Raw genomic sequence first — 22,310 nt, forward strand, 5'->3', positions numbered from 1 at the left:
TAGCCCGCGCTTATTAACGGGAAAATATCCTAATTTTCCCGTTATCGGTTAGGAAGATTCTCAAACTCAGATAGGCACCTCGCCATTCATTGGCGTTATGATAGCCTCTTCGCCCATATAGGGACGTAAGAGTACGAGATGCAGACTTATGGAAAAAACCACGCCGATCGAATGCCTTATCGTTGACGATCACCCCGCCATCTGCTTCGCCCTGAAAGCTATTCTGGAAAAGACGCCCGGTTTTACTGCCTCTTCGGCGGCGGACGGCGTTCGTGCGATGGCGTTGATTAAAGAAAATCCCCCGTCGCTGGTCATTCTCGACATCATGCTGGCCCGTCTGGACGGCCTGGAAGTGCTGACCCGCATCAAACAGTTCGACCCGGCGATTAAGGTGCTGATTCTCACCGGGCTGTCTGCGGAGCAATACGCCATGCGCACCCTGCGCGGCGGCGCGGAAGGCTTTATCAACAAGAATATTGATCTGCATGATATTCCGCTGATTTGCCGGCAGATTTTGGACGGCTACTGTTATTACCCGGATTTCTGCCTGAAGCAGCGGATTGCCGAACTCACGACGCCGGAGGCGGAGAACCCCCTCAGCACGCTGTCGGACAGAGAAATCTCCGTGCTGCGCCATTTACTGGACGGTAAATCGATCAAAGAAATCGCCGATCTGCTGCTATTGAGTAATAAAACCATCAGCACCTATAAAGCCAGGCTGTTTGAAAAAACCGGCACGCACGATCTGGAGCGCCTGAAGCAGCTGATGGAACAGCAATAACCAATAAAAAAGAATTAATGGAAAAACCATGAGCCGCCGCTTTTCGTTTCCGCTGTTTTCGCTTCTCCTGCTGACGTTCCTGTTTTGCGGTACGCCCCACACCCGCGCCGAAAACACCCCCGCGTCTTATCAGGAACTCATCCTGGTCGGTCACAGCGCCATGATGCTGGCCGACATAGATCTCAGCGACGACGAGTGGCGCTGGCTGCGCAAGAAGCGCGTCTTGCGGCTGGGCACCTGGGCGCCGAACTCTCCGCCCTACGACATTACCTCCGGCAGCCATGACTACAGCGGCATCAGCGCGGACTATGCCCAGCTTATCGGCCGCAACCTGAATATTCAGACCAAGGTTTACTACTATCCGGATTACAATTCGGCGCTGAACGCCATCCGCACCCGCCAGATTGATTATCTGGTGCTGGCCTCCGAGCGTGAACGCAACGAAGGGCTGATCCTGAGTACGCCCTACCTGCCTACCGTGCCCGCGATGGTGATGAACATTGATTCCACCAATACTCGGCGCGACCTGCGCATCGCCATCGATCCGCTGTACGCCGACAACGCAGAACTGCTGAAGCGCTATCCGGAGGCGACCCGGACGAAAGTAACGTCCACCCGCCACGCCCTGGAGTCGCTCTCGTTCCGCCAGCTCGATTTATTCGTCGGCGACATCGCCGGCGCCCAGTACATCGTCAATCAGGCCAACCTGCGCAACCTCAGCATCCGGCCGATTCCCGACGTTAACATCAGAGGGTTTTCTTTCGCCGCCCTGCCGGAAAATCAAACCCTGATTACCATCTTCAACAAGCTGCTGGCGGCGATTCCCGGCAACATCCGGGCCGACATCCAGCGCCGCTGGGACGGCGGTGTTCCGCTGTCGATGGGGAACCGCAACCTGTTGTTCACCACGCTGGAGCGGCGCTGGCTGGAAAAACACCCGGCGCTGAAGGTCGCGATCGTCGACGATCTGGCCCCCATCAGCTTCTTCGACAGCAAGGGCACCCTGCGCGGCATTGCAGAAGACATTATCACCGCCCTCGCCACCCGCACGGCCGTCCAGTTCATCCCCGAACGCTACGCCTCTTTGCACCAGGCGCAGGAAGCCATCGCCTCGGGCGAAGCGGATATCCTGATCAACTCGCTTTACAACAGCGCCAGCAAAAATGGCTTGCTGACCACCCGCACTTTTCTCTTTAACTCCTGGGCCGAAGTACGCCGCAAGAATGAGCTTAAGCACAAAGGCCCGCCCCGGCTTGCCGTCCTGACAGGCGGAGAACCGGACGCCACACTGGCGGAGCTGTATCCGGGCAGCCCGGTAACGCGCCAGGAAACGCTGCGCGCCGCGCTGGAACAGCTGAGACTGGGATTGGCGGATATCGCCATTATGCCGCTGATTAACGCGGATTTTCTGGTGTCTCACTACTATTCAGACACCCTGCGGATTAACGACAGCCTGGACGTCGAACCGGCCCGCTTCGTGCTGGCGGTCGCCGCCAACAACTACCCGCTGGCGACCATCCTCGACAAAACGTTGCTGAACATCCCGCCGGAGGATCTGCATACCATCACCCATAACTGGTACACCAACGCCAACCTTCCCGGAAATATCGGCCCGCGCCCGGAAAAACGCGTTACCCCCTGGTGGCTGCCCGCCGCCGCCGGCGTACTGAGCCTGTTCTGCCTGCTGCTGGCCTGGTACGCTTTTCGCCTGAAACGGTACAACCGCCAGATCGCCCGCAGCATTCTCGACACACTGCCGCTGCCCGCCTATGCCACGGATTTCAAAGGCCGTATCCGCTACGTCAACGATCGCTTCCTCAACGCGCTGTCGCTGCCCCGCGAAGAAACGCTGGGCAAACACCTCTCGACGCTGCTGCCGGTGCAATTGGACGACGCGCATACCCGCATTCTGCCCTCTTCCCGGCTGATCGAAACCGAGCGGGCCGACAAGAAAATCTCATTGCAGTTCTGGAATGAACTGATGCTGACGCCGGACGGCCAGGCCACCGGCTACATCGGCGGCTGGATCGACATTACCGCTCAGCAAAACCTGATCAGCGAACTGAAGAAGGCCAAAAGCGCGGCGGATAAAGCCAACCGCGCCAAGAGTACGTTCCTGGCGACCATGAGCCATGAAATCCGCACGCCGATGAGCGCCATTATCGGCATGCTGGAACTGGTGCTGCGCCGGAAGTCGGCGAATCAGCCGGACTGGGACGCCATCCACACCGCCTATGAGTCGGCGAACTCGCTGTTGATCCTGATCGGCGACATTCTGGACGTCTCGCGCATCGAATCCGACCGCCTGGTGCTGCACCCGGAGCGTGCCAATATCCGCCAGTTGATCGAGTCCGTGGCGGCGATGTTTGAAGGGCTGGCGCGCCAGCGGGGATTGCTGTTTCAGTTGGAGATCGACAGCGAAATCAGCGGCGACGTGCTGATCGACCCCGTGCGCTTCAAGCAGATTGTTTCCAACCTGCTGAGCAACGCCATCAAATTCACCCAGTCCGGGCGCATCCTGCTGCGGGCCGCGCCCGAACGCGAAGACTCCACCAGCCTCTACCTGGTGCTGAGCGTGCAGGACAGCGGCTGCGGTATCGATCAGGACACGCAGTCCCGCCTGTTCCGCCCGTTCCAGCAGGGCGACATGCCGGCAACGCGCCAGGGCGCGGGGCTGGGGCTGTATATCTGCCGCACCCTGGCGCAGATGATGGAGGGCGACATCACCCTGACCAGCCAGCCGGGCATCGGCACGGACGTCAATGTCCGGCTGCGCGTTCCCCGCCTTACGCACCTGGATCTGCTGCCGGTGTCTGCGCCGGCGCAAGCGCCGGAAAATCCGTCGCGCCTGATCCTGATCGTGGAAGATCATCCGGCCGGACGCATGCTGCTGACCCACCAGCTTCAGTACCTCGGCCACCGCGTCCTGTGCGCCAGCGATGGCGCACAGGCGCTGGCATTACTGGAACAACAGACGCCGGATCTGATCATCACCGACTGCAACATGCCGCGCATGAGCGGCTACGAGCTAACGCGCACCCTGCGCCAGCGCTATGCCGCGGACATCACCATCTGGGGGCTGACCGCCAACGCCCAGCGCGCGGTGCGGGAAGAGTGCTTACAGGCAGGCATGGATGACTGCTTGTTCAAGCCCATCAGCATCAACACCCTCTCCGAAAAGCTGGCTACGCTGCCCGCCCTGCCGGTCCACGCCTGGCAGCATTTCTCCCCGGAGCAGATACCCGCGGAGCTGCTGACACCGGAGAACCGGGAAGCCTTTGTCCGGCTGCAAATCGAGGCCATCGAAGAAGCGCTGCTCGTGCTTGACGGCGCCCCCGGCACGGCTACCCTGAAAGAAGCAATGCACAAGCTGCGCGGCGGGCTGTCGTTGATCGGCGCTGCGCCGCTGATCGCCCTGTGCCGGCAGGCCGAAGCCGCGCCGGAAGCCCCTCCCCTTGACGCACTGCGCCAGGAAGCCGGGCTACTGAGCGACGAGCTGAGCGCCTTTCAAAACATGTCATCATGAATGGACTACAGTGAAGTAGTCCATGCCTACCCCGAGCTTAGGAAGCAAGCCCATTGAGCTTACACAGGCACAGTACGTATCGTTATGGCTGAAGATTGCACGCCGGCGGATTAGCCGGTCGTGCGCCAATTGAAGTACTGATGACCTGAAATGGAGTTTACAAAATGAAATTTACCAAACGCACCCTGCTGTCCATCGCTATGATCGCTGGTCTGGGCACCATGTCTGCCGCTCACGCTTACGAAGACTGCAATGCCAAGCGCGCTGCGCTGGAAAACCAAATCCGTATCGCCGAGCAGTACGGTAACTACAACAAAGTAATGGGCCTGAAAAAAGCGCTGGCGAACGTCAACGCATACTGCACCAACGACAGCGTAGCCAAAGACGCAGAAAAGAAAGTGCAGAAACTGGAAAACAAAATCGCAGATAAAAAAGCTGACATCAGCGAAATCAAAGCCGATCTGAACAAAGCAAAAGCCAAAGGCGATGCGAAGAAAGTGGCTAAATACCAGAGCAAACTGACTGAGAAGCAAGCTGAGCTGAAAGAGCTGCAGGCAGAGCTGAAAGCTGCACGCGCTCAACTGGCTGCGATGAAGTAATTCCGCCGTATCCAATCTGTTACGCATTATAAGCCGGCCCCGCGGTAGTCCTGCCGCGGGGTCTTTACGTGCATCCGCCGGATATTGCCCTTATGCGTCGCCTGACGTCATGCCTGATACTCCACGCCCTGCTGGCGGCGCCCGCGCCCGTGCTCGCGGAGGCCCAACGCGTCTGGGTATTGGTTAACGACGAATATAAAGGCGAGCTGCTGCTCGATTTTAACGAAGATTTCCCCTGTCTGCGCCGCCCGCTGCTGGAAGAATGGGGCCTGCGCGAACAACTGCTGGCACAGGTCGTTCCGACACCGGATACCTGTCTTTCCCGCGCCGCGCTGCCGCCGGAAACCCACTATTACTACGACAGAATCGCGCAGCTCATTACCTTTACGTTTCCGGAAAAAGACGTGGAAATCCGCCCCAACGGCGTCAGCACCAGCCGCTGGGACGAAGGCATTACCGCGCTGTTCGTCAACTACCACCTCAACTACACCTGGGACAACGCCACCCGCAGCGAATACGAGCCCAAAAACAGCAACGCCTGGCTGGAGCTGGATTCCGGCCTGAACGTCGGCCCCTGGCGTCTGCGTTACCAGAACAGCATGCTGCGGGAGAAAACCGGCGAACGCACGTCCTACACCCGCCGCTTCAGCCTGGGTCGCAACATCCAGAGCTGGCGCAGCCGCTTCCTGGCCGGCGAAGGCGATACGCCTTCCGACCTGTTCGACAGCGTCTCCTTTCGCGGCGTGATGCTGAACAGCGACGAGAGCATGCTGCCCGACCGCTGGCGTGCGTTTTCTCCCAGAATTAAAGGGTTTGCCAAAAGTAACGCCGAAGTCACGCTGCGCCAGCGCGGCGAAGTGGTTTACCGCACCTTCGTCTTTCCGGGCGTCTTCACCCTGGACAACATCTACCCGCCCGAAGCCAACGGCGATCTGGAGATTACGGTGAAGGAGAGCGACGGAACGGAGAGCGTCAGGATCGTCCCTTACGCCTCCATGCCGAACCTGGTGCATGAAGGAAACGTCAATTATCAGTTGGTCTACGGGCACTACAAACCCTGGCGCGGCAGCGAACTGCCCCGCCCGGCCTTCGTGCAGGGCGCGCTCTTCGCCGGCCTGCCGGGCAACTTTTCGCTGTTCGGCGGCGTGATACACACCTCGCTGTATGACTCGCAGGCGCTGGGCATCGGTAAAAATCTGGGAACGTGGGGGGCGCTCTCCCTGGACGTAACCCACTCCCGCGCCACCCAGCCGCGCCGCAAAAGCGACGATCGCGGCGAAAGCTACCGCCTGCGCTACGCAAAAGCCTTTTTCGACACCGGCACCAGCATCAGCATGCAGCTACGCTATTATCCCGCAGGACGGCGCTACCGCAGCTTCCAGCAGGCGGTTAATCAGCAAAAAACCTGGTGGTGGGACTGGGACGACAACGGCAACTGGGACGGCGACGAAGATCCGGAAAAACGCTGGCGCGCCGAGCTAAACCTGAACCAAAACCTGTGGCAGGACGGCAACCTCTACCTGACCTACTGGCAGGAGGCCTTCCGCCGGGGCGGAAAAGAGCACAGCATGATGCTGGGCTATTCCGACACCTTCCGTGACGTGGACTACAGCATCTACGCCAGCTATGACAAAGCGCCGGGGTTGCGCGGCAACAAAGAGGTCAACTTTACCGTCAGCATCCCCTTCTCCGTTTTCCTGGGCGAAGATCGCGGGCGCGGCATGCGTCTTAATACCGAATATACCGCGGCGAACCGCAAAAGCGCGCGCGAAGCGCTGACCACGATTAACGGCTCCGCGCTGGACGACTACAGCCTGCGTTATCAGCTCGGCACCGCTTACAACGCGGAAAAGCACGGCAGCCTGCTCGCCAACCTGGATTACCAACACAACGCCGGGGAAATACGCCTGGGCACCACGCAGCGGCCGCACTCACGGCAATACGACGCAGACGTCACCGGCAGCGTGATGGTTCATCCGGGCGGCGTGACCCTGGGCCAAACGCTGGGCGATACCATGGCGCTGGTGGAAATTCCCGGCACGGCCGGCATCGGCATAGACAACCAGTTCGGCGTCACCACCGACAAAAACGGCTATGCGCTGGTCAGCTATATGACGCCATACCGCGTCAACCGCATTACGCCGGATACCCTCAATCTGCCGGAGAATATGACGCTGCCGCTGGAAGAAGTGGACGTCGTGCCCACGGCGGGCGCCGTTGCGTTTGCCCGTTTCCTGAGCGTGGAGTGGTCTGAAGATGAGGAAGGTGAAGATGAAGATGGAAACGCTGAGGGAGAGGCGCCGGTCCCCCCTCCCCGGTGAGCGCTTACTATCACGCCGGCGCGATGATGCGCAGCCTACTTATATTTCTTGTGATAAGTATTGCGCGTTTCTTTAAAGTTCTCCGCAGCCTGCTTCGCCTGCGTGAGCTGGCCAGCGTCCGCCAGTTGCTCCGCTTTATCGATCTGGCCGATCAACACGTCAAGGCCGTGGTGATAATCCTTCATTTTCTCGCTGTCCGCAGCTTCCTTTTCCAGCTTGGGCGGCGTGCCCTGTTTGGCCTCGTTGGCCGCCGTTTTCATTCCTTCCAGAGCTTGTTTAAAGTCCTGGGCGTTCTCCGCTTTCAGCGCCGCTTTGTAATGTTCGGCAAGATCATCCATAGCATCACCGACATCAACAGAGGCGGCGAGAGCATTACCGCTAAACAACGCAACGGCCACGATAGCCAGTAAAGTTTTACGCATAATGGGGTCCTTATGATTTATTCTTAACAATTACTCACGATGATTAACATAGGGGAGAGCGGAAAGCAGGGCAAGAGGATTTACATGAACATACATGAGGGCGGGCGTGATGACCGACCCGCACGGGAATGGCGGGAGCGTCAGCAGGCGGACAACGGGGCATTTTCCCATTCGCTGCGCAACAGTCCGTAAGCGTACTCGTCCCCCCACCCGCCTTTAAAAAAGATATTCTGCCGGAAGTGCGCCTCGCGGCGAAAGCCGAGTTTTTCCAGGAGACGGGCTGCGCGGTCGTTTCTGGCGTCGATGGTAGCAACAAGCCGGTGCTTGTTAAGCTGCTCAAACAACAGCGTAATAACCGCCGTAAGCGCTTCCCTGGCATATCCCTGCCGCTGGAATGGCTCATCAAATGTCATGCCCAGCTCAGCCTGCCTGCCTTCATCAATAAAGTGAACGGCGACGTCGCCGAGCAGTACGCCGTCTTCCGTGCGCACCACCGCAATCTGAAACCAGCTCCCCACGGTGTTGAATGCGAGGGGAAGCTGCTGCGCATAAAACGCTTCCGCGTCTTCCCGCGTGTAGTTTTCCCAGGTCTGAAAGCGGGCAACGGCGGGATTACTGCGATAACGGATGAAACCCGGTAAATCGGCATGCGTGAATTTACGCAAAGTCAGGCGTGAGGTAGTGAGCAGCAGTTCCATCAGTGACCCATCGAATTTTCTCTGTGGCGGCGTCGGAATAAACCACGCCGCCGGATGATCCTTCTTACGGCGCTTATTCCCCGGCAATCCGCATCGACGCCAGCAGCGCCGAGCCGCACTGAATATTACTGCGGGTTTCAATATCGTTGCCGAGGGCGACCAGGTTCCCCCACATCTCTTTCAGGTTCCCCGCGATGGTAATTTCGCTTACCGGGTACTGGATCTCGCCGTTTTCCACCCAGAATCCCGCCGCGCCGCGCGAATAGTCACCGGTCACACCGCTGACGCCCTGGCCCATCAATTCGGTAACCAGCAGGCCCTTATCCAGCTTTTTCAGCATGGCGTTAAAGTCGCCGCCGTTGCCCGCAATGCGCCAGTTATGGATGCCGCCGGCGTGGCCGGTGCTTTGCAACCCCAGCTTGCGCGCCGAATAGCTGGTCATCAGCCAGGTCTGCAACACGCCGTTCTCAACGATATTCCGCTCCAGAGTACGAACGCCTTCGCTGTCGAACGGCGTAGACGCCAGCCCTTTCAGCAAATGCGGGTGCTCGCTGATGGTCAGCCAGTCCGGCAGAATCTGTTTCCCCAGGCTATCGAGCAAAAACGTCGATTTACGGTAAACGCTGCCCCCGCTGATAGCGCCGACCAGATGGCCGAACAGCCCGGTCGCCACCTCAGCGCTGAACATCACCGGCGCCTGCATCGTCGCCAGACGGCGCGGGCTGAGACGCGCCAGCGTACGGCGCGCGCACTCTGCGCCGACCGCTTCCGGCGTGTCCAGATCGTGAATGTCACGGCCGATGGTGTAGGCGTAATCACGCTCCATGTCGCCGTTATGCTCGGCAATCACACAGCAGGAGATCGAATGGCGCGTGGAACAGTAGCTTTGCAGCATCCCTTCCGTATTCCCGAACACCTTGATGCCGTAATGGCTGTTGAAGCTGCCGCCTTCGGTATTGGTGATGCGCTCATCGGCCTCTAAAGCCGCCTGCTCGGCGCGCGCGGCCAGTTCAATACCCCGCTCGGCGTCAAGTTCGCAGGGGTGGAACAGGTCGAGATCGGGCGCCTCAAACGCCAGCAAATCCCGCTCGGCCACGCCGGCGCAGGGATCGGGCGACGTATAGCGGGCGATGTCCAGCGCGGCCTGCACCGTACGGGCAATCGCCTCCGGACTTAAATCGGTGGAAGACGCACTGCCCTTACGCTGCTGGTGGTACACCGTAATACCCAGCGCGCCGTCGCTGTTGAACTCTACGTTTTCCACTTCGCCGAAGCGGGTGCTCACGCCGATACCGGTGGTACGGGTCACTGACACCTCAGCGCCGTCCGCTCCCGCACGCGCCAGCTCCAACGCCCGTGACACCGCCTCTTCCAACGCCTTGCGCTGTTCTGCAACCTGAGTGACTATCTTCATCGATCCGCCGTCGTCATTGAGGATAAAAATGAACCGGAGGCATAATCCGGCTTTCCTTCGCTGAGTGTATCAGGAAGTTCGGGGAATTTCGCACTGCCCACCGTCATGCGCACTGGATAATCCCCCCGTCAACCTGATAGGATCACCCTCTTTACCGATAACGTTGCGGAGCCCGATCATGAACAAACACCCCGATGAAGAGTGGCTCGATGAGCTTCCTGAAGAGGAAGAAGACGAAGAGATTATCTGGGTCAGCAAAAGCGAAATTAAACGCGATGCCGAAGCGCTGAAAGATCTTGGCGCAGAGCTGGTTGAGCTGGGCAAAAACTCGCTGGACCGCATTCCGCTGGACGAGGATTTGCGTAGCGCGATTGAGCTGGCGCAACGCATTACCAGAGAAGGCCGCCGCCGCCAGTTGCAGTTGATCGGCAAACTGTTGCGCGCCCGCGATCCGGAACCGATCCAAATCGCGCTGGATAAGCTGAAAAACCGCCACAACCAGCAGGTTGCCCTGTTTCACAAGCTGGAACAGCTGCGCGACCGCCTGATCGCCGAAGGGGACGACGTCATCCCCGTGGTGCTGGAGCTGTATCCGCAGGCCGACCGCCAGCAGCTGCGCTCATTGGTGCGTAACGCGCAAAAAGAAAAAGCCGCGAATAAACCGCCCAAGTCCGCCCGCCAGATTTTTCAGTACCTGCGCGAACTGTCTGAAGGGAATTAGCCTTATCCCGGCGGCGGCCCGTGCCGCTGCCGGCGCTTTCTCCCGCCGTTACGCCCTGGGGCGGATATTAAAGCGCAGGTCGCCTTCCAGTTCTTCTTCAGCCTCTTCGAACAGCAGCACCAGCGCGCCGAAACGACGCTTTTTATGGGCGCTCAGGTTGACGAATTCAACCTCCACCGGCAGGCCGATGCCTCCGGTCACGACGTCCCATAGGGCATCCAGGTTTTCCCCGAATCCGTCCGGTAAGGCGAACTTCTGCGCAAACTGTCTATAAAATGCCGGAAAATCGGGAATTTCACTGAAATCAAAGCTCACCCTGGTCATGCGATCACTCCACACGGATAAAGTTACGATAGTGATCCTTGGTGACGTAAATCAGGCCGTCACTGGAATAAAGCAAACGATCGGCGTCACGCCGCCCGCAGCGGTAATTGATATCAGCCTCGCGCCATACCCGTTTGGCCTTATCCGGTAAACGCCCTTCACGGTTAGCGAAACGATCGCCGCCAATCGCCCGGCCGGGCAAAACGTCGCACAGGTTGCCGGAGCGCGCGTCCCAGCCGGCGCTGCGGGCCTGCTTCTTGGTTATATAGTAATCCGGCAGACGCTGGTGTTGCTGTACGTAACTCACCACCTTGTCCTGCCGGGTAAGCTGCTCGATGCTTTCCGTGCTCCCGGCGTCCTCGTCGGCGCGGACCTCCGCGTTGCCGCGCAGGTTCATCCATGCCATACCGGCCAGTACCAGAACGACCAGCAGTACTATCCATGTTCGTTTTGTCATATCTACCCCGTTTCGGCAAAGTCCGCCAAATCATAATCAAAAAAAATGAAACAAGCATGACACGGCGACGATGCACCGTTTCTGACAATGATAATAGCCGACGGGAAAGAAATCAGCGCGGAAGAATCCGCGCTGAATGACATCAGGGAGAAAGGGTAAACGGCGGGAAAACAGGTTTTCCCGACGTGAGGGAGTGCTTACTTATAAACGTCAGCAACGGCGCTGACGCGACCATGTTCACGGCCGGCAATGATCACGTAATATTTTCCGCCTTTCTCATCGGCCAGTTTCGACAGTTCCTCTTTGGCATCCATCGGCGAGGTTGCCTCCGCCGTCGTCGTCACTGTACCGATCTTGGTGTATTTTGCCGCTTCTTCTTTAGTAATTTCTTCTGCCGCGATGGCACCGAAAGACACTGCACTTACCAGTACCGCTGTTGTTATCAGTTTGAACGCCTTCATGCATCACTCCTGTTGGTAAGAATCATTAATAAACATTCGGTTAACAATACACACACAAAAGCTAGTACAATATCTCCTTTCACGCAATTTTCTTTATTATTTTAATTCAGAATAGTCACATTACTTAAAAAAGGTAAAAATAAAGAAAAGTGATGAGATAACACCATGAAAAACAAAAAGGATTATCTTTATTGACATTCATATCCGTCACTTAATAAGTATTGTCAAATAAATAAAGACGCGCACAAATCGATCACAACATAATGAAATTAATCAGGTTTTATCAAAATGCCCAAACATCTCAAAATTCACAAAACAAACGCATAAAATGTCAAAAATACCGCTTTTTATATTATAAATTAATATAAGAGATATCTTATATATTGCCATAATGAATTTAATGAGATACAGATAAGGTTTGCCGGAAAAAATAGCCAAAGGAATATCCGCTATGCCAACCCCCCGCCACATAACGCAATCCTTCCGGCGTTCCCCGGCCATACCTTATGCGGAGTTGCGTTCGACCTGGCATAGCCATCACGCGTATAAACGGCACACGCATCCTCAGCTTTCTCTCGGCGCTATCGTTCAGGGAGAGACGCACAGCGTTTGTCAGGGCAGGAAATATCATCTGCATGAAGGCGACCTGATTTTAATCGCTCCCAACGCCGTTCATAGCTGCAATCCGGTCGGCGGCGGCACGCGCAGCTATCATATGCTTTATCTCAAGCCGGAGTGGTGCCTGTCTCAGCTGGCCCCCTGGCATTCTTCCGGGGGAACGGCGCTGCATTGTCCTCCCGCCATCATCCGCGATCCCCGGCTGTTTCAGGAGTACCTGGACATTGTCGACCTGATGACACAACAACAGACTGACGTATTACCGCAACGGCTGAGCGCCCTGCTGCAATCGCTGCCCGGGCTGGGCGTCTCAAAAGCGGCGAACACTCTGCCGTACAGTGAGCGCTTGCAAACACGCCTGCTGGCGGATTTACAGTCTCCACCGACGCTGGATCAGTTGGCCGGTGAATTTTCCCTGCGCAAAGAAACGTTGATCAGGCACTTCCGGCGTGAAACCGGCCTGACGCCGGGCGCATTTCTCAGCAACGCACGGGTGGAATTCGCCCGGGAACGCCTGCGGGCAGGCGATGACATTACCGACGTCGGCTACCAGAGCGGCTTTGCCGATCAAAGTCACTTCCACAAAACGTTCGTAAATTACACCGCCTCAACGCCGGGCCAATATGCCGGGCGACGATCAATATCTGACAATTCCTGAGCCTTCCCCCTGCCTTACAGTGATCCGGTAATCGCATTCCGAGGTCGCTATGGACATATTCAACCTGCTTATTCCGCCCGCCTTTCCCGTGCTGGCGCTTTCTCATTTCGTTGCCCTGCTCAGCCCCGGCCCCGACTTTTTCCTGCTCACCGGCTATGCCGTCCGTTACCGTATGCGCGGCAGCGCGGGGTTATGCCTCGGTATCGCATCAGGCAACGCCCTCTACATCATGCTGGCGATCCTCGGCTGGAGCGGCCTGCGGCATGCGCCGGCGCTGTTTACCGTCATCGAGCTGACCGGCGCCGGATACTTACTGTGGATCGGCAGCCGCCTGATGCGCAGCCGACCCGCGGCGTTCACCGCCGACGGCACCACGGCGGCATTTCCTGCCTTCTCCCGTCAGATCCTGCTCGGCCTGGGTTCCTCCCTGCTTAACCCTAAAAATGCGCTGTTCTATCTGGCGCTGATGACTTCCATCCTGGGAGCGAACGTCACGCTGTTGCAGCAGGCTACCTGCGGCGTCTGGATGACCGGCGTCGTTTTGCTCTGGGATCTGATGATGGTATGGCTGATAGGTTTGCCGGGCGTTCAGGCACGCCTGACGGGGTATATACCGGTGATTGAACGCCTGGCCGGCGCGGTATTGGCCGGGTTCGGCGGTTGGATACTGCTGACGTTTCTTTGGCGTTAATGCCGGCCCCGGCGGGCCGGCATTAACGCCACGACAACTCAGCGATCGGACGACGCCTTCCAGATATTCAGCTTACCGTCCGCCACGTGGCGATCGATATTTTCCAACTCCTCGCGGCTGAAGCTCAGGTTCTTCAGCGCCGCACAGTTTTCTTCCAACTGCTCCGGACGGCTGGCGCCGATCAGCACGGACGTCACCCGCTCATCCTTCAGCACCCAGCTCAGCGCCATCTGCGCCAGCGACTGGCCGCGCTGCTGCGCCATCTCATGCAGCATTTTGATGCTTTTCAGGTTCTCCGGCGTCAGCATCGACTCTTTGAGCGAACCTCCCGCCTCGCGCACCATGCGCGAATCCTGCGGAATGCCGTTGAGGTATTTGTCCGTCAGCATCCCCTGCGCCAGCGGCGAAAACGCGATACAGCCCACGCCCGTATCGCCCAGCGTATCCAGCAACCCGGTCGTCTCCACCCAACGGTTGAGAATGCTGTAAGACGGCTGATGAATCAGCAGCGGAATCTTCCATGCCTTCAGGAGTTCGACCATCTCGCGGGTACGCGGCGCCGCATACGAGGAGATCCCCACATACAGCGCCTTGCCGCTGCGCACCGCCTGCGCCAGCGCGCCCGCCGTCTCTTCCATCGGGGTATTTTCATCCACGCGGTGAGAATAGAAGATATCAACGTAGTCCAGCCCCATGCGCTTCAGGCTTTGGTCCAAGCTGGACAGCAGATATTTGCGCGAACTCCCCTGACCGTACGGCCCCGGCCACATCAGATAGCCCGCCTTCGTCGAGATAATTAACTCATCCCGGTAAGGTCTGAAGTCTTCGCGCATCAAACGCCCGAAATTCTCTTCGGCGGAGCCCGGCGGCGGCCCGTAGTTATTCGCCAGATCGAAATGGGTTATCCCCAGATCAAACGCTTTACGCAACAACGCCCGCTGCGACTCCAGCGTACTGATGCCGCCGAAGTTGTGCCACAACCCCAGCGAAAGCGCGGGAAGCTGCAGGCCACTGCGGCCGCAGTAACGGTATTGCATCTGTTCGTATCGGGAAGGATCTGCATTGTAAGGCATGTGGGACTCCTTGCGCCTGAGAAGTGTATTTTCGAAACAGTATTTCTATTTTACATTTCTGTCACTTCACGGCAAGCTGGCGCTCAAAATAGCGCCACGAATAAGCAGGGATTTCAAGCATTAAATTTTTTTAATTTGTCGTTCGCTGAAAAGCTGGTCTGCTTAATGTCTGGCATTATAGGATAGAATCATTCGTCACCGCGGTGATAACGGAGTCGGTCATGGCCAACGAAAAAAATGTGGAAACCCCCGCCGTTCAACGGATAACGTCCCGGATCAAAGATGTCGGCGGTATCCCGGTGGCCCGCGCCTTGCCGGTGAAGGAACGCCGCCTGATCGGCGCGTGGTGTTTTCTCGATCACGCGGGTCCTTCCGTATTCCGCGGCGACGCCGATGCCATGCACGTCGGCCCGCATCCGCACACCGGCCTGCAAACTTTCACCTGGATGTTGCAGGGCGAGCTGCTGCACCGTGACAGCCTGGGTTACGAACAAATTATCCGTCCCGGTCAGGTGAACCTGATGACCGCCGGCCGTGGCATCGCACATTCGGAGAATTCGGTGCCGGGCGAGCGTCAATTGCACGCCGCCCAGCTCTGGATCGCCCTTCCCGAAGCCGTAAAGAATATAGCTCCGCGTTTCGATCACTATCCCCGGCTGCCGCAGTGGCAGCTTCAGGGCGTTCACTACACGTTGCTGACGGGCGAATTCGACGCTTATAAAGCCCCGACGCTCAGCTTCTCGCCGCTGGTCGCGGTAGACGCTTCCGCACAGCATCAGGCGGACGTAACGCTGGCGCTGCGCGGGGACTTCGAATACGGCGTTTTCGTGCTGGAGGGAGAGATCCGGCTTAACGAAGAAGTATTTATTCAGGACGAGCTGGCCTATCTGGGGCTCAACCATACCAAATTAAACGTCGCCCTGAGCCCCGGCGCCCGCATCCTGTTGCTGGGCGGGGAACCGCTGGGCGAAAACGTCATGATGTGGTGGAACTTCGTCGGACGCAGCAAACAAGAACTTCAACAGGCTGTGGACGACTGGAATGAAAACAGCGGCCGCTTCGGCGAGGTCGCCGGCGATACGCAGGCACCGACGCCCGCGCCGCAGATGCCCTGACTTTTTTATTTTTTCGTCAATCCGGATGACCGATTATGTATAACACTCGCATTTTTACCTTACTTTCAGCGCTGCTGCTGTACAGCGCTGGCGCCTGCGCCGCAGAAACATCCGCGGTGCAGGCAAGTCCAGACGATCAGCAAATCCGCGGGCTTGTCATGAGCTGGCAGGAGGCCCACCAGCAGCGCAACAACGAACTGCTGGCGTCGTTGTACGGAGCAGAGGTCGATTACTACGGCCAACACCTGGCGCACGAGCAGGTGATCGCCGCCAAACGGGCGTTTTTCAGTAAAGAAGAGAATAAAGAGTTCAGCCAGTCTATTGCCAGCCCGCTGCACATTGAGGGGATCGAAGGCAGCGCGGAAAGCGGCGAAGCGCCGGTCACGAACAGCAAGCAGGTTGAGTTTGTGAAGCGGGCAGGCAGTTCCGCCGATACCGTGCGCAACTACCCCTCTACGCTGCGGGTAAGCAAGGATGAGAGCGGAAAATGGAAAATCGTCGCCGAATCCGATGATATTACCGATCTGAACCTGAAGCAGCCCACCTACTCACGCGTCGTGCGCGGCAAGTTTGACGGTAAAACCGAGCAATATGCCTGGGTTCGCGGCCAGGACCCCATCAGCGGAAACTCCTGTACGCCGGACGGCGACTGCATTTGCAAGCTCTGGAACTCCGATCCCGCGGTCCAGCCCGTCAGCATTCCTTCCTGCATCGACGCCAGCCTGGCGGTGCTTCCCGGCCTTGACGGCACCGGCCGCGACCGCCTGCAGGTGATTCAGGACTGGTGGACCAGCGGATGGACGCTGGCGCGCCTCTACGACGTGCAGCAGACGCAGTGGATCCAGATCGTTCCCGCCTTCAGCACCAACGCGAACCAGCTGGAGGAAAGCGGCAACCGCATCCTGGTGGTAAGCAATCCCGCGCGCCCCGGCTACATCCGCATCAAAGTCACCCGTTTCGATCCCCAGACGGAAGAACTGCGCACCGAACAGCAGGATAAACCTCTGTTGGCATTACGTTAATCTCCACACGGACGCCATACGGCGTCCGTTTTTATACCTGCCTGATGGTTTCCCAGCTCAACCCGAAACGCGCCAGATATTTACGCAGACGATCGGCATCGTTGGGCTGTTTCTTTTGTTCGCGCGACACGGCGAACAGCGTGCGCCCGGCTTCCGACAAGCTGGAAGACGCCCGGCACACTTTCAGCACGCAGGCCAGTTGGCTGCGGTCAAACATATCCACGTCACCCACGATGGCCGGCAGTTCCGTTTCCTCTTCCTGCCAGTCCAGGCGCAGCCGCCGGATTTCTTCATCAACCAGTGCGGCATTAACGCGCCCGTTTTCCGCCAACGTCGCCATACGGGTTACGGACGCCCCCAGCTCGCGGAAGTTTCCCCGCCAGATGGCCTGCGCCGAACAGGCGAATTCCAGATAACGCTGGCGGGCGTCTTTATCAAAACGCACCAACGTCTGCTGCTCCTGCCCGTAGCGGTTCAGCTCGAACGCCAGGTTCGGCTCAATATCCTCACGCCGCTCGGCCAGGCCCGGCAACGGAAACGTCCACATGTTGATACGCGCATACAGATCCTCACGGAAATGCCCCTGCGCCACCCAGTGCCGCATGTCGCGGTGCGTACCGGCAATCAGTTGAAAATCGCTGCTCACTTCTTTATCCGACCCGTAAGGCAGAAAACGTTTTTCCTCAATGGCCTTCAGCAGCATCGCCTGCTCATCCAACCCCAGCTCACCGATTTCATCCAGAAACAGTACCCCGCCGTCCGCCTCGCGCAACAACCCGGTACGCGCCTGCTGCGCGCCGGTAAACGCGCCCCTGACATGGCCGAACAGGGTCGACATCGCGTTATCTCCGCGCAGCGTGGCGCAGTTCACCTCAACGAAGCGGCCCCCGACCTGATGGCGGGACTGTTTAAGCTGAAATATCCGCCGCGCCAGGAACGACTTGCCCGCCCCGGTCGGGCCGGTCAGCAGCATCGGCGCGCGGGAGCGCAGCGCCACCCGCTCAATCTGATCGATCAGCGCGTTAAACGTCGGATTGCGGGTGGCAATGCCCGCCTTAAGGAAGGCCACCGAGGACTGCCGCTCGCGTTGAAAACGGCTGGTCAGCGCCGTATAACGGCTCAGATCGAGATCGATGACGGAATAAGTCCCGGCCGGCGATGCCTTGTCCTCCTCCTCCTGGCGCCCCACCGGTGAGGTTTGCAGCAGGCTGGCGGGCAGGTAGCGCGCTTCGGTCAGCAGGAACCAGCAAATCTGCGCCACGTGCGTCCCGGTAGTGATGTGTACCAGATACTCTTCGTTTTCGGTGTCGAAAGGATAGCGGGTCGCGAAATCCAGAAAAGCGGAGTACACCACTTCGAAATCCCAGGGGTCGTGCAGTTCCACGGCGTGTAAACGCACCTCCGTGGCGGGAGAAACTTCCGCGATGTCTTCACAGAGCCTTTGCGCCATGCCCAAATCACGCGGCTGATGCAGCAGCTCCAGCCGGTCGACGGGCAGATCCGGCTGCTGGCACAGCCCTACCGTCGGCCGCCATTTGTTCCAGCGATTATTACGCTTACCCCGTCTGTCGAGCACCGTTCCCAGCACCCCGATCACCACCCTGCGTTTCGTCATGATTTATCCATAAATATAAAAGGCGAGATAATTTTATAATAAATCGTCTCCCGTCAGAATCCCACCTTACGACCAGACTATTTTTAATCAATTATTTATCAATGAGATAAAAAATATTTCCGCTGTTTTTCAAAACTGGCACGTCTCTGGCAATAGTAATAGCGTCCGCACGCTGGAACTTGCCGGGGTTCAGAACCCCGCCGGCGCACCAGGAACGGCACGGGCCGTTTTCCGGTGGTACGTTCCGCCAGCGGTAGGACTTCGCGATAAATACAGGATTGCAGCAGGGTTCGAGTCCCCGCGATCGCACCATACTTTCAATATGGGATTGAACACATAAACGTAAAAAAACTCCGCGTAACCGGGCAGTTAACGGTTACCGCACCGGGCAGCCGGCAGAGATGCCGGGCCACGGGTAAAACGTCAGCCAGCAGCAACATCGTCCGCTGACCTTTCCCCCGCGGCTTCGCACAGACGTCCGCTCCCCGGCGCGCAGGAGAAATACCGATGGAGAATCAACATGATGGCTAAAAAAATTACAATACGGAAAGGTCAGTTAGGTTTGCTGTTAAAAGACGGCGATTACACGCAGATACTGGAAGCCGGCGAACACCGCCTGAGCTGGTTTAATACGCCGCAGCTTGAGGTTGTTAACCTCAGCGACAACGAGGTTACCGCCGGACTGGCGGAGCAACTGCGCCGCTATCAACCGGCGTGGGTTGAAAAATATTGCCTGCGCGCCGACCTGGGAGAAAACGAAGTCGGCCTGCGCTTCGAAGACGACGTGTTGCAGGAAATCCTGCCGCCCTCTTCGCGCCGCCTGTTCTGGAAAAACGGCGAAGGCCAGCGCATTGAACGCATCAGCACTGAGGCCGCCCGCGTGCCGGACGCCATCGTCAGCGCGCTGTTGCAGCCGAAGCTGCGCAACCGCGCGGTAAAAGGCGCGGAAGGCGTTCTGCTGGTGCAGGTTCCGGCCTGGCACGCCGGCGTACTGAAGGTCGACGGCGTAACCCAGGACTTACTGGCGCCGGGCGTCAGCGGCTACTGGCGTTTCAACCACGTGGTGGAAGCCGACGTGGTGGATACCCGCCTGCAGGTGCTGGAAGTCAGCGGTCAGGAAATCCTGACGCGCGACAAGGTGAACCTGCGCCTGAACCTGGCGGCCAACTGGCGCTATCGCGACGTACTGCAGGCCTTCGCCCAGCTCACCAAGCCGGTCGATCACCTGTACCGCGAGTTACAGTTCGCCCTGCGCGAAGCGGTCGGCACCCGTTCGCTCGACGAGCTGCTCGAAAACAAGCAGATCATCGACGAGGTGGTCAGCGCCCAAGTCGCGGCGCGCATGGCGGAGTACGGCATCGACCTCGCTTCGCTGGGAGTGAAAGATATCGTCCTGCCGGGCGACATGAAGACCATCCTGTCACGGTTGGTGGAAGCGGAAAAATCGGCACAGGCCAACGTCATCCGCCGCCGTGAAGAAACCGCGGCGACCCGTTCGCTGCTGAACACGGCGAAAGTGATGGAAAACAACCCGGTGGCGCTGCGTCTGAAAGAGCTGGAAACGCTGGAAAAAGTAGCGGAACGCATTGATAAAATCTCTGTTTTCGGCGGCCTGGATCAGGTGTTGCAGGGATTGATACAGATTAAAGGAGCATAACAAAATGAAAAATAACGATTACCAGATCATGACGTCAGAAAACGCCGCCCCGGTGAAGATGTGGACCCAGGGCGTACCGGTGGACCCGGGAGCGCGCGATCAGTTGCTGAACACGGCGAAAATGCCGTTTATCTTCCGCCATATGGCCGTGATGCCGGACGTGCATCTGGGTAAAGGATCGACCATCGGCAGCGTGATCCCAACGCGCGGGGCGATTATCCCCGCAGCGGTCGGCGTGGATATCGGCTGCGGAATGATCGCGGTGCGAACGTCGCTGAACGCCGCCGATCTGCCGGATAACCTGTACGGGATCCGCAGCGCGATCGAGCAGGCCGTTCCGCACGGACGTACCGTTAACCGCAGCGGACGCGATAAAGGCTCCTGGAACCGGCCGCCGGAAGCGGTGGACCGCCACTGGGCGTCGTTGCTGCCGGGCTTCAAGCGCCTGACCGATAAGTATCCGGACCTGCTGAAAACCAACAACTATCAGCACCTGGGAACGTTGGGAACCGGTAACCACTTTATCGAACTGTGTCTGGATGAACAGAATCAGGTATGGGTGATGCTGCACAGCGGATCGCGCGGCGTAGGTAACGCCATCGGCAACCTGTTCATTACGCTGGCGCAGGAAGACATGCACCAGCATATCGCCAACCTGCCGGACCGTAACCTGGCCTACTTCGAAGAAGGCAGCCGCCACTTTGACGACTATATCGAAGCGGTAAGCTGGGCGCAGGAATACGCGCGCCGTAACCGCGAAGTGATGATGCAGCACGTGCTGGAGGCGCTGGCGCGCGAAATTCCCAAGCCGTTCACCGCGGTACAGGAAGCCGTGAACTGCCACCATAACTACGTACAGCGCGAGCGTCACTTCGGTGAATCGGTGCTGGTAACGCGTAAAGGCGCGGTGTCGGCGCAAAAAGGCGAAATGGGGATTATCCCCGGTTCGATGGGTGCCAAAAGTTACATCGTGCGCGGGCTGGGTAACGAAGAGAGCTTCTGTTCCTGCAGCCACGGCGCGGGACGGGTAATGAGCCGTACTGCGGCCAAAAAGCACTTCACGCTGGAAGACCAGAAACGCGCCACGGCACACGTGGAATGCCGTAAAGACAGCGACGTGATCGATGAAATTCCGATGGCGTACAAAGACATCGACGCCGTAATGGCGGCGCAGTCTTCGCTGGTGGAAATCGTGCATACCCTGCGCCAGGTGGTGTGTGTGAAAGGATAAAATCATTAAGGAAAGAGAAATGGAATGGGAAAGCGGCGGCGTCAGCGCCGCCATGCGCACCCGGGTCACGGAGACCCTGCGCATACTGGAGCAAGAACACAAGGTGCGGGTGCTTTATGCCTGCGAGTCAGGCAGCCGCGGCTGGGGGTTCGCCTCGCCGGACAGCGATTACGACGTACGCTTTATCTACGTCCACCAGCCGGAGTGGTATCTGCGCGTTGACGCGCCGCGCGACGTGATAGAGATGCCCATCGACGATGAGCTGGACGTCTGCGGCTGGGAGTTACGCAAAACGCTGGGCCTGCTCAAACGCGCCAACCCGACGCTGATGGAATGGCTGGACTCCCCCGTCGTCTATCAGCAGGAGAATGAAACCGCCGCCGCGCTCAAAGCGCTGGCGCCGGCCTATTTCTCCGGGCCGCGCGCCCGTTATCACTATTTGTCGATGGCGCGCAAAAACTTTCGCGGCTATTTGCAGGGCGAACAGGTACGGCTGAAAAAGTATTTCTACGTGCTGCGCCCCCTGCTGGCCGTGCGTTGGATAGAGGCCGGCAAAGGCGTACCGCCGATGCGCTTCGATAGCCTGATGGCGGGAACCGTCACAGACCCGGCGCTGCGGGCGGAAATCGACGATCTGCTGGCGCTGAAGCGCCGCTCAGGCGAAGCGCAGTACGGCGTCCGGCGTGAACGCATCCACGCGTTCATCCTGGATGCCCTGGAGGAAACGCGGAGCATACCGCTGCCGCACGATCGCGAGCGGCGTGATACGCACGAGCTGGATCGCTTACTGCACGACGTCGTGCTGGGGTAAATCGTGCCATAGCGCCGGACTAAACGCCGGTTCTATGGCACAGCCATTTGACAGCCTGAGGAGGCGCTCAGTAAGATCGTCTAAAAGTAAATCAT

The 22,310-nt window shown here is 58.4% G+C and carries 20 protein-coding genes; 12 read left to right on the forward strand and 8 right to left on the reverse strand.

Annotated features, from left to right (window positions below):
- Positions 1–148: 148 nt before the first annotated feature.
- From C8D90_RS12875 to C8D90_RS12890, 4 genes are all read left to right on the forward strand, one after another.
- A complete protein-coding gene (locus C8D90_RS12875) occupies positions 149–781 on the forward strand; it encodes a response regulator transcription factor (RefSeq protein ID WP_115458846.1) in 633 nt (210 codons plus the stop codon).
- A gap of 28 nt (positions 782–809) precedes the next feature.
- Positions 810–4,307 carry a response regulator gene (locus C8D90_RS12880; protein ID WP_115458847.1) on the forward strand — a complete coding sequence of 1,166 codons (3,498 nt, stop codon included), beginning with the start codon at positions 810–812 and terminating at the stop codon, positions 4,305–4,307.
- A gap of 164 nt (positions 4,308–4,471) precedes the next feature.
- Complete coding sequence (locus tag C8D90_RS12885) at positions 4,472–4,906, forward strand: DUF1090 domain-containing protein (RefSeq protein WP_115458848.1); 435 nt, start codon at positions 4,472–4,474, stop codon at positions 4,904–4,906.
- 92 nt (positions 4,907–4,998) lie between these two features.
- A complete protein-coding gene (locus tag C8D90_RS12890; RefSeq protein ID WP_115458849.1) occupies positions 4,999–7,227 on the forward strand; it encodes a fimbria/pilus outer membrane usher protein in 2,229 nt (742 codons plus the stop codon).
- A 35-nt stretch (positions 7,228–7,262) separates the two neighbouring features.
- On the opposite strand, the gene cybC is transcribed toward C8D90_RS12890, so the two are convergent.
- From cybC to pmbA, 3 genes are all read right to left on the reverse strand, one after another.
- The gene (cybC, locus tag C8D90_RS12895; protein WP_115458850.1) at positions 7,263–7,649 is read right to left on the reverse strand and encodes a cytochrome b562; all 387 of its coding nucleotides are present in this window, start codon (positions 7,647–7,649) and stop codon (positions 7,263–7,265) included.
- A 140-nt stretch (positions 7,650–7,789) separates the two neighbouring features.
- Positions 7,790–8,347: a GNAT family N-acetyltransferase gene (locus C8D90_RS12900; RefSeq protein WP_115458851.1), complete on the reverse strand. Its 558-nt coding sequence runs from the start codon at positions 8,345–8,347 to the stop codon at positions 7,790–7,792.
- A 73-nt stretch (positions 8,348–8,420) separates the two neighbouring features.
- Complete coding sequence (gene pmbA, locus C8D90_RS12905) at positions 8,421–9,761, reverse strand: metalloprotease PmbA (RefSeq protein ID WP_115458852.1); 1,341 nt, start codon at positions 9,759–9,761, stop codon at positions 8,421–8,423.
- A gap of 178 nt (positions 9,762–9,939) precedes the next feature.
- On the opposite strand from pmbA, the gene yjgA reads away from it, so the two are divergent.
- Positions 9,940–10,482: a ribosome biogenesis factor YjgA gene (yjgA, locus tag C8D90_RS12910; protein ID WP_115458853.1), complete on the forward strand. Its 543-nt coding sequence runs from the start codon at positions 9,940–9,942 to the stop codon at positions 10,480–10,482.
- A gap of 48 nt (positions 10,483–10,530) precedes the next feature.
- Here the strand turns inward: yjgA and C8D90_RS12915 are convergent, their stop codons facing one another.
- The 3 genes from C8D90_RS12915 to C8D90_RS12925 all read right to left on the reverse strand — a co-directional run bounded on the left by C8D90_RS12915 (position 10,531) and on the right by C8D90_RS12925 (position 11,724).
- A complete protein-coding gene (locus C8D90_RS12915; protein WP_115458854.1) occupies positions 10,531–10,806 on the reverse strand; it encodes a barstar family protein in 276 nt (91 codons plus the stop codon).
- 4 nt (positions 10,807–10,810) lie between these two features.
- Positions 10,811–11,263, reverse strand: coding sequence for a ribonuclease domain-containing protein (locus C8D90_RS12920; RefSeq protein WP_115458855.1), 453 nt, complete (start codon positions 11,261–11,263; stop codon positions 10,811–10,813).
- Between the two features lie 197 nt (positions 11,264–11,460).
- Entirely contained in the window at positions 11,461–11,724 is a 264-nt protein-coding gene (locus tag C8D90_RS12925; protein WP_115458856.1) for a YdgH/BhsA/McbA-like domain containing protein, read from the reverse strand.
- Between the two features lie 451 nt (positions 11,725–12,175).
- Here C8D90_RS12925 and C8D90_RS12935 point away from each other — a divergent pair, with 451 nt between their 5' ends.
- Positions 12,176–13,000: an AraC family transcriptional regulator gene (locus C8D90_RS12935; protein ID WP_115458858.1), complete on the forward strand. Its 825-nt coding sequence runs from the start codon at positions 12,176–12,178 to the stop codon at positions 12,998–13,000.
- A 49-nt stretch (positions 13,001–13,049) separates the two neighbouring features.
- Positions 13,050–13,691, forward strand: coding sequence for a LysE family translocator (locus tag C8D90_RS12940; RefSeq protein ID WP_115458859.1), 642 nt, complete (start codon positions 13,050–13,052; stop codon positions 13,689–13,691).
- Positions 13,692–13,729: 38 nt separating this feature from the next.
- Here the strand turns inward: C8D90_RS12940 and mgrA are convergent, their stop codons facing one another.
- Entirely contained in the window at positions 13,730–14,764 is a 1,035-nt protein-coding gene (gene mgrA / locus C8D90_RS12945; RefSeq protein WP_115458860.1) for an L-glyceraldehyde 3-phosphate reductase, read from the reverse strand.
- Between the two features lie 221 nt (positions 14,765–14,985).
- On the opposite strand from mgrA, the gene C8D90_RS12950 reads away from it, so the two are divergent.
- Both C8D90_RS12950 and C8D90_RS12955 read left to right on the forward strand, forming a co-directional pair.
- Positions 14,986–15,879 carry a pirin family protein gene (locus C8D90_RS12950; RefSeq protein ID WP_115458861.1) on the forward strand — a complete coding sequence of 298 codons (894 nt, stop codon included), beginning with the start codon at positions 14,986–14,988 and terminating at the stop codon, positions 15,877–15,879.
- A gap of 35 nt (positions 15,880–15,914) precedes the next feature.
- Positions 15,915–16,901, forward strand: coding sequence for a hypothetical protein (locus C8D90_RS12955; protein WP_115458862.1), 987 nt, complete (start codon positions 15,915–15,917; stop codon positions 16,899–16,901).
- Positions 16,902–16,932: 31 nt separating this feature from the next.
- Here C8D90_RS12955 and rtcR read toward each other — a convergent pair whose 3' ends face one another.
- Complete coding sequence (gene rtcR / locus C8D90_RS12960; RefSeq protein ID WP_115458863.1) at positions 16,933–18,516, reverse strand: RNA repair transcriptional activator RtcR; 1,584 nt, start codon at positions 18,514–18,516, stop codon at positions 16,933–16,935.
- 523 nt (positions 18,517–19,039) lie between these two features.
- Here rtcR and C8D90_RS12965 point away from each other — a divergent pair.
- From C8D90_RS12965 to C8D90_RS12975, 3 genes are read left to right on the forward strand one after another with little or no spacing between them, the layout of a single operon-like run.
- Complete coding sequence (locus C8D90_RS12965) at positions 19,040–20,173, forward strand: slipin family protein (protein ID WP_115458922.1); 1,134 nt, start codon at positions 19,040–19,042, stop codon at positions 20,171–20,173.
- 4 nt (positions 20,174–20,177) lie between these two features.
- Positions 20,178–21,404, forward strand: coding sequence for an RtcB family protein (locus C8D90_RS12970; RefSeq protein ID WP_115458864.1), 1,227 nt, complete (start codon positions 20,178–20,180; stop codon positions 21,402–21,404).
- Positions 21,405–21,423: 19 nt separating this feature from the next.
- The gene (locus C8D90_RS12975) at positions 21,424–22,215 is read left to right on the forward strand and encodes a nucleotidyltransferase domain-containing protein (protein ID WP_115458865.1); all 792 of its coding nucleotides are present in this window, start codon (positions 21,424–21,426) and stop codon (positions 22,213–22,215) included.
- Positions 22,216–22,310 lie beyond the last annotated feature (95 nt).

Source organism: Enterobacillus tribolii, from assembly GCF_003363015.1.
Lineage (GTDB): Bacteria > Pseudomonadota > Gammaproteobacteria > Enterobacterales > Enterobacteriaceae > Enterobacillus > Enterobacillus tribolii.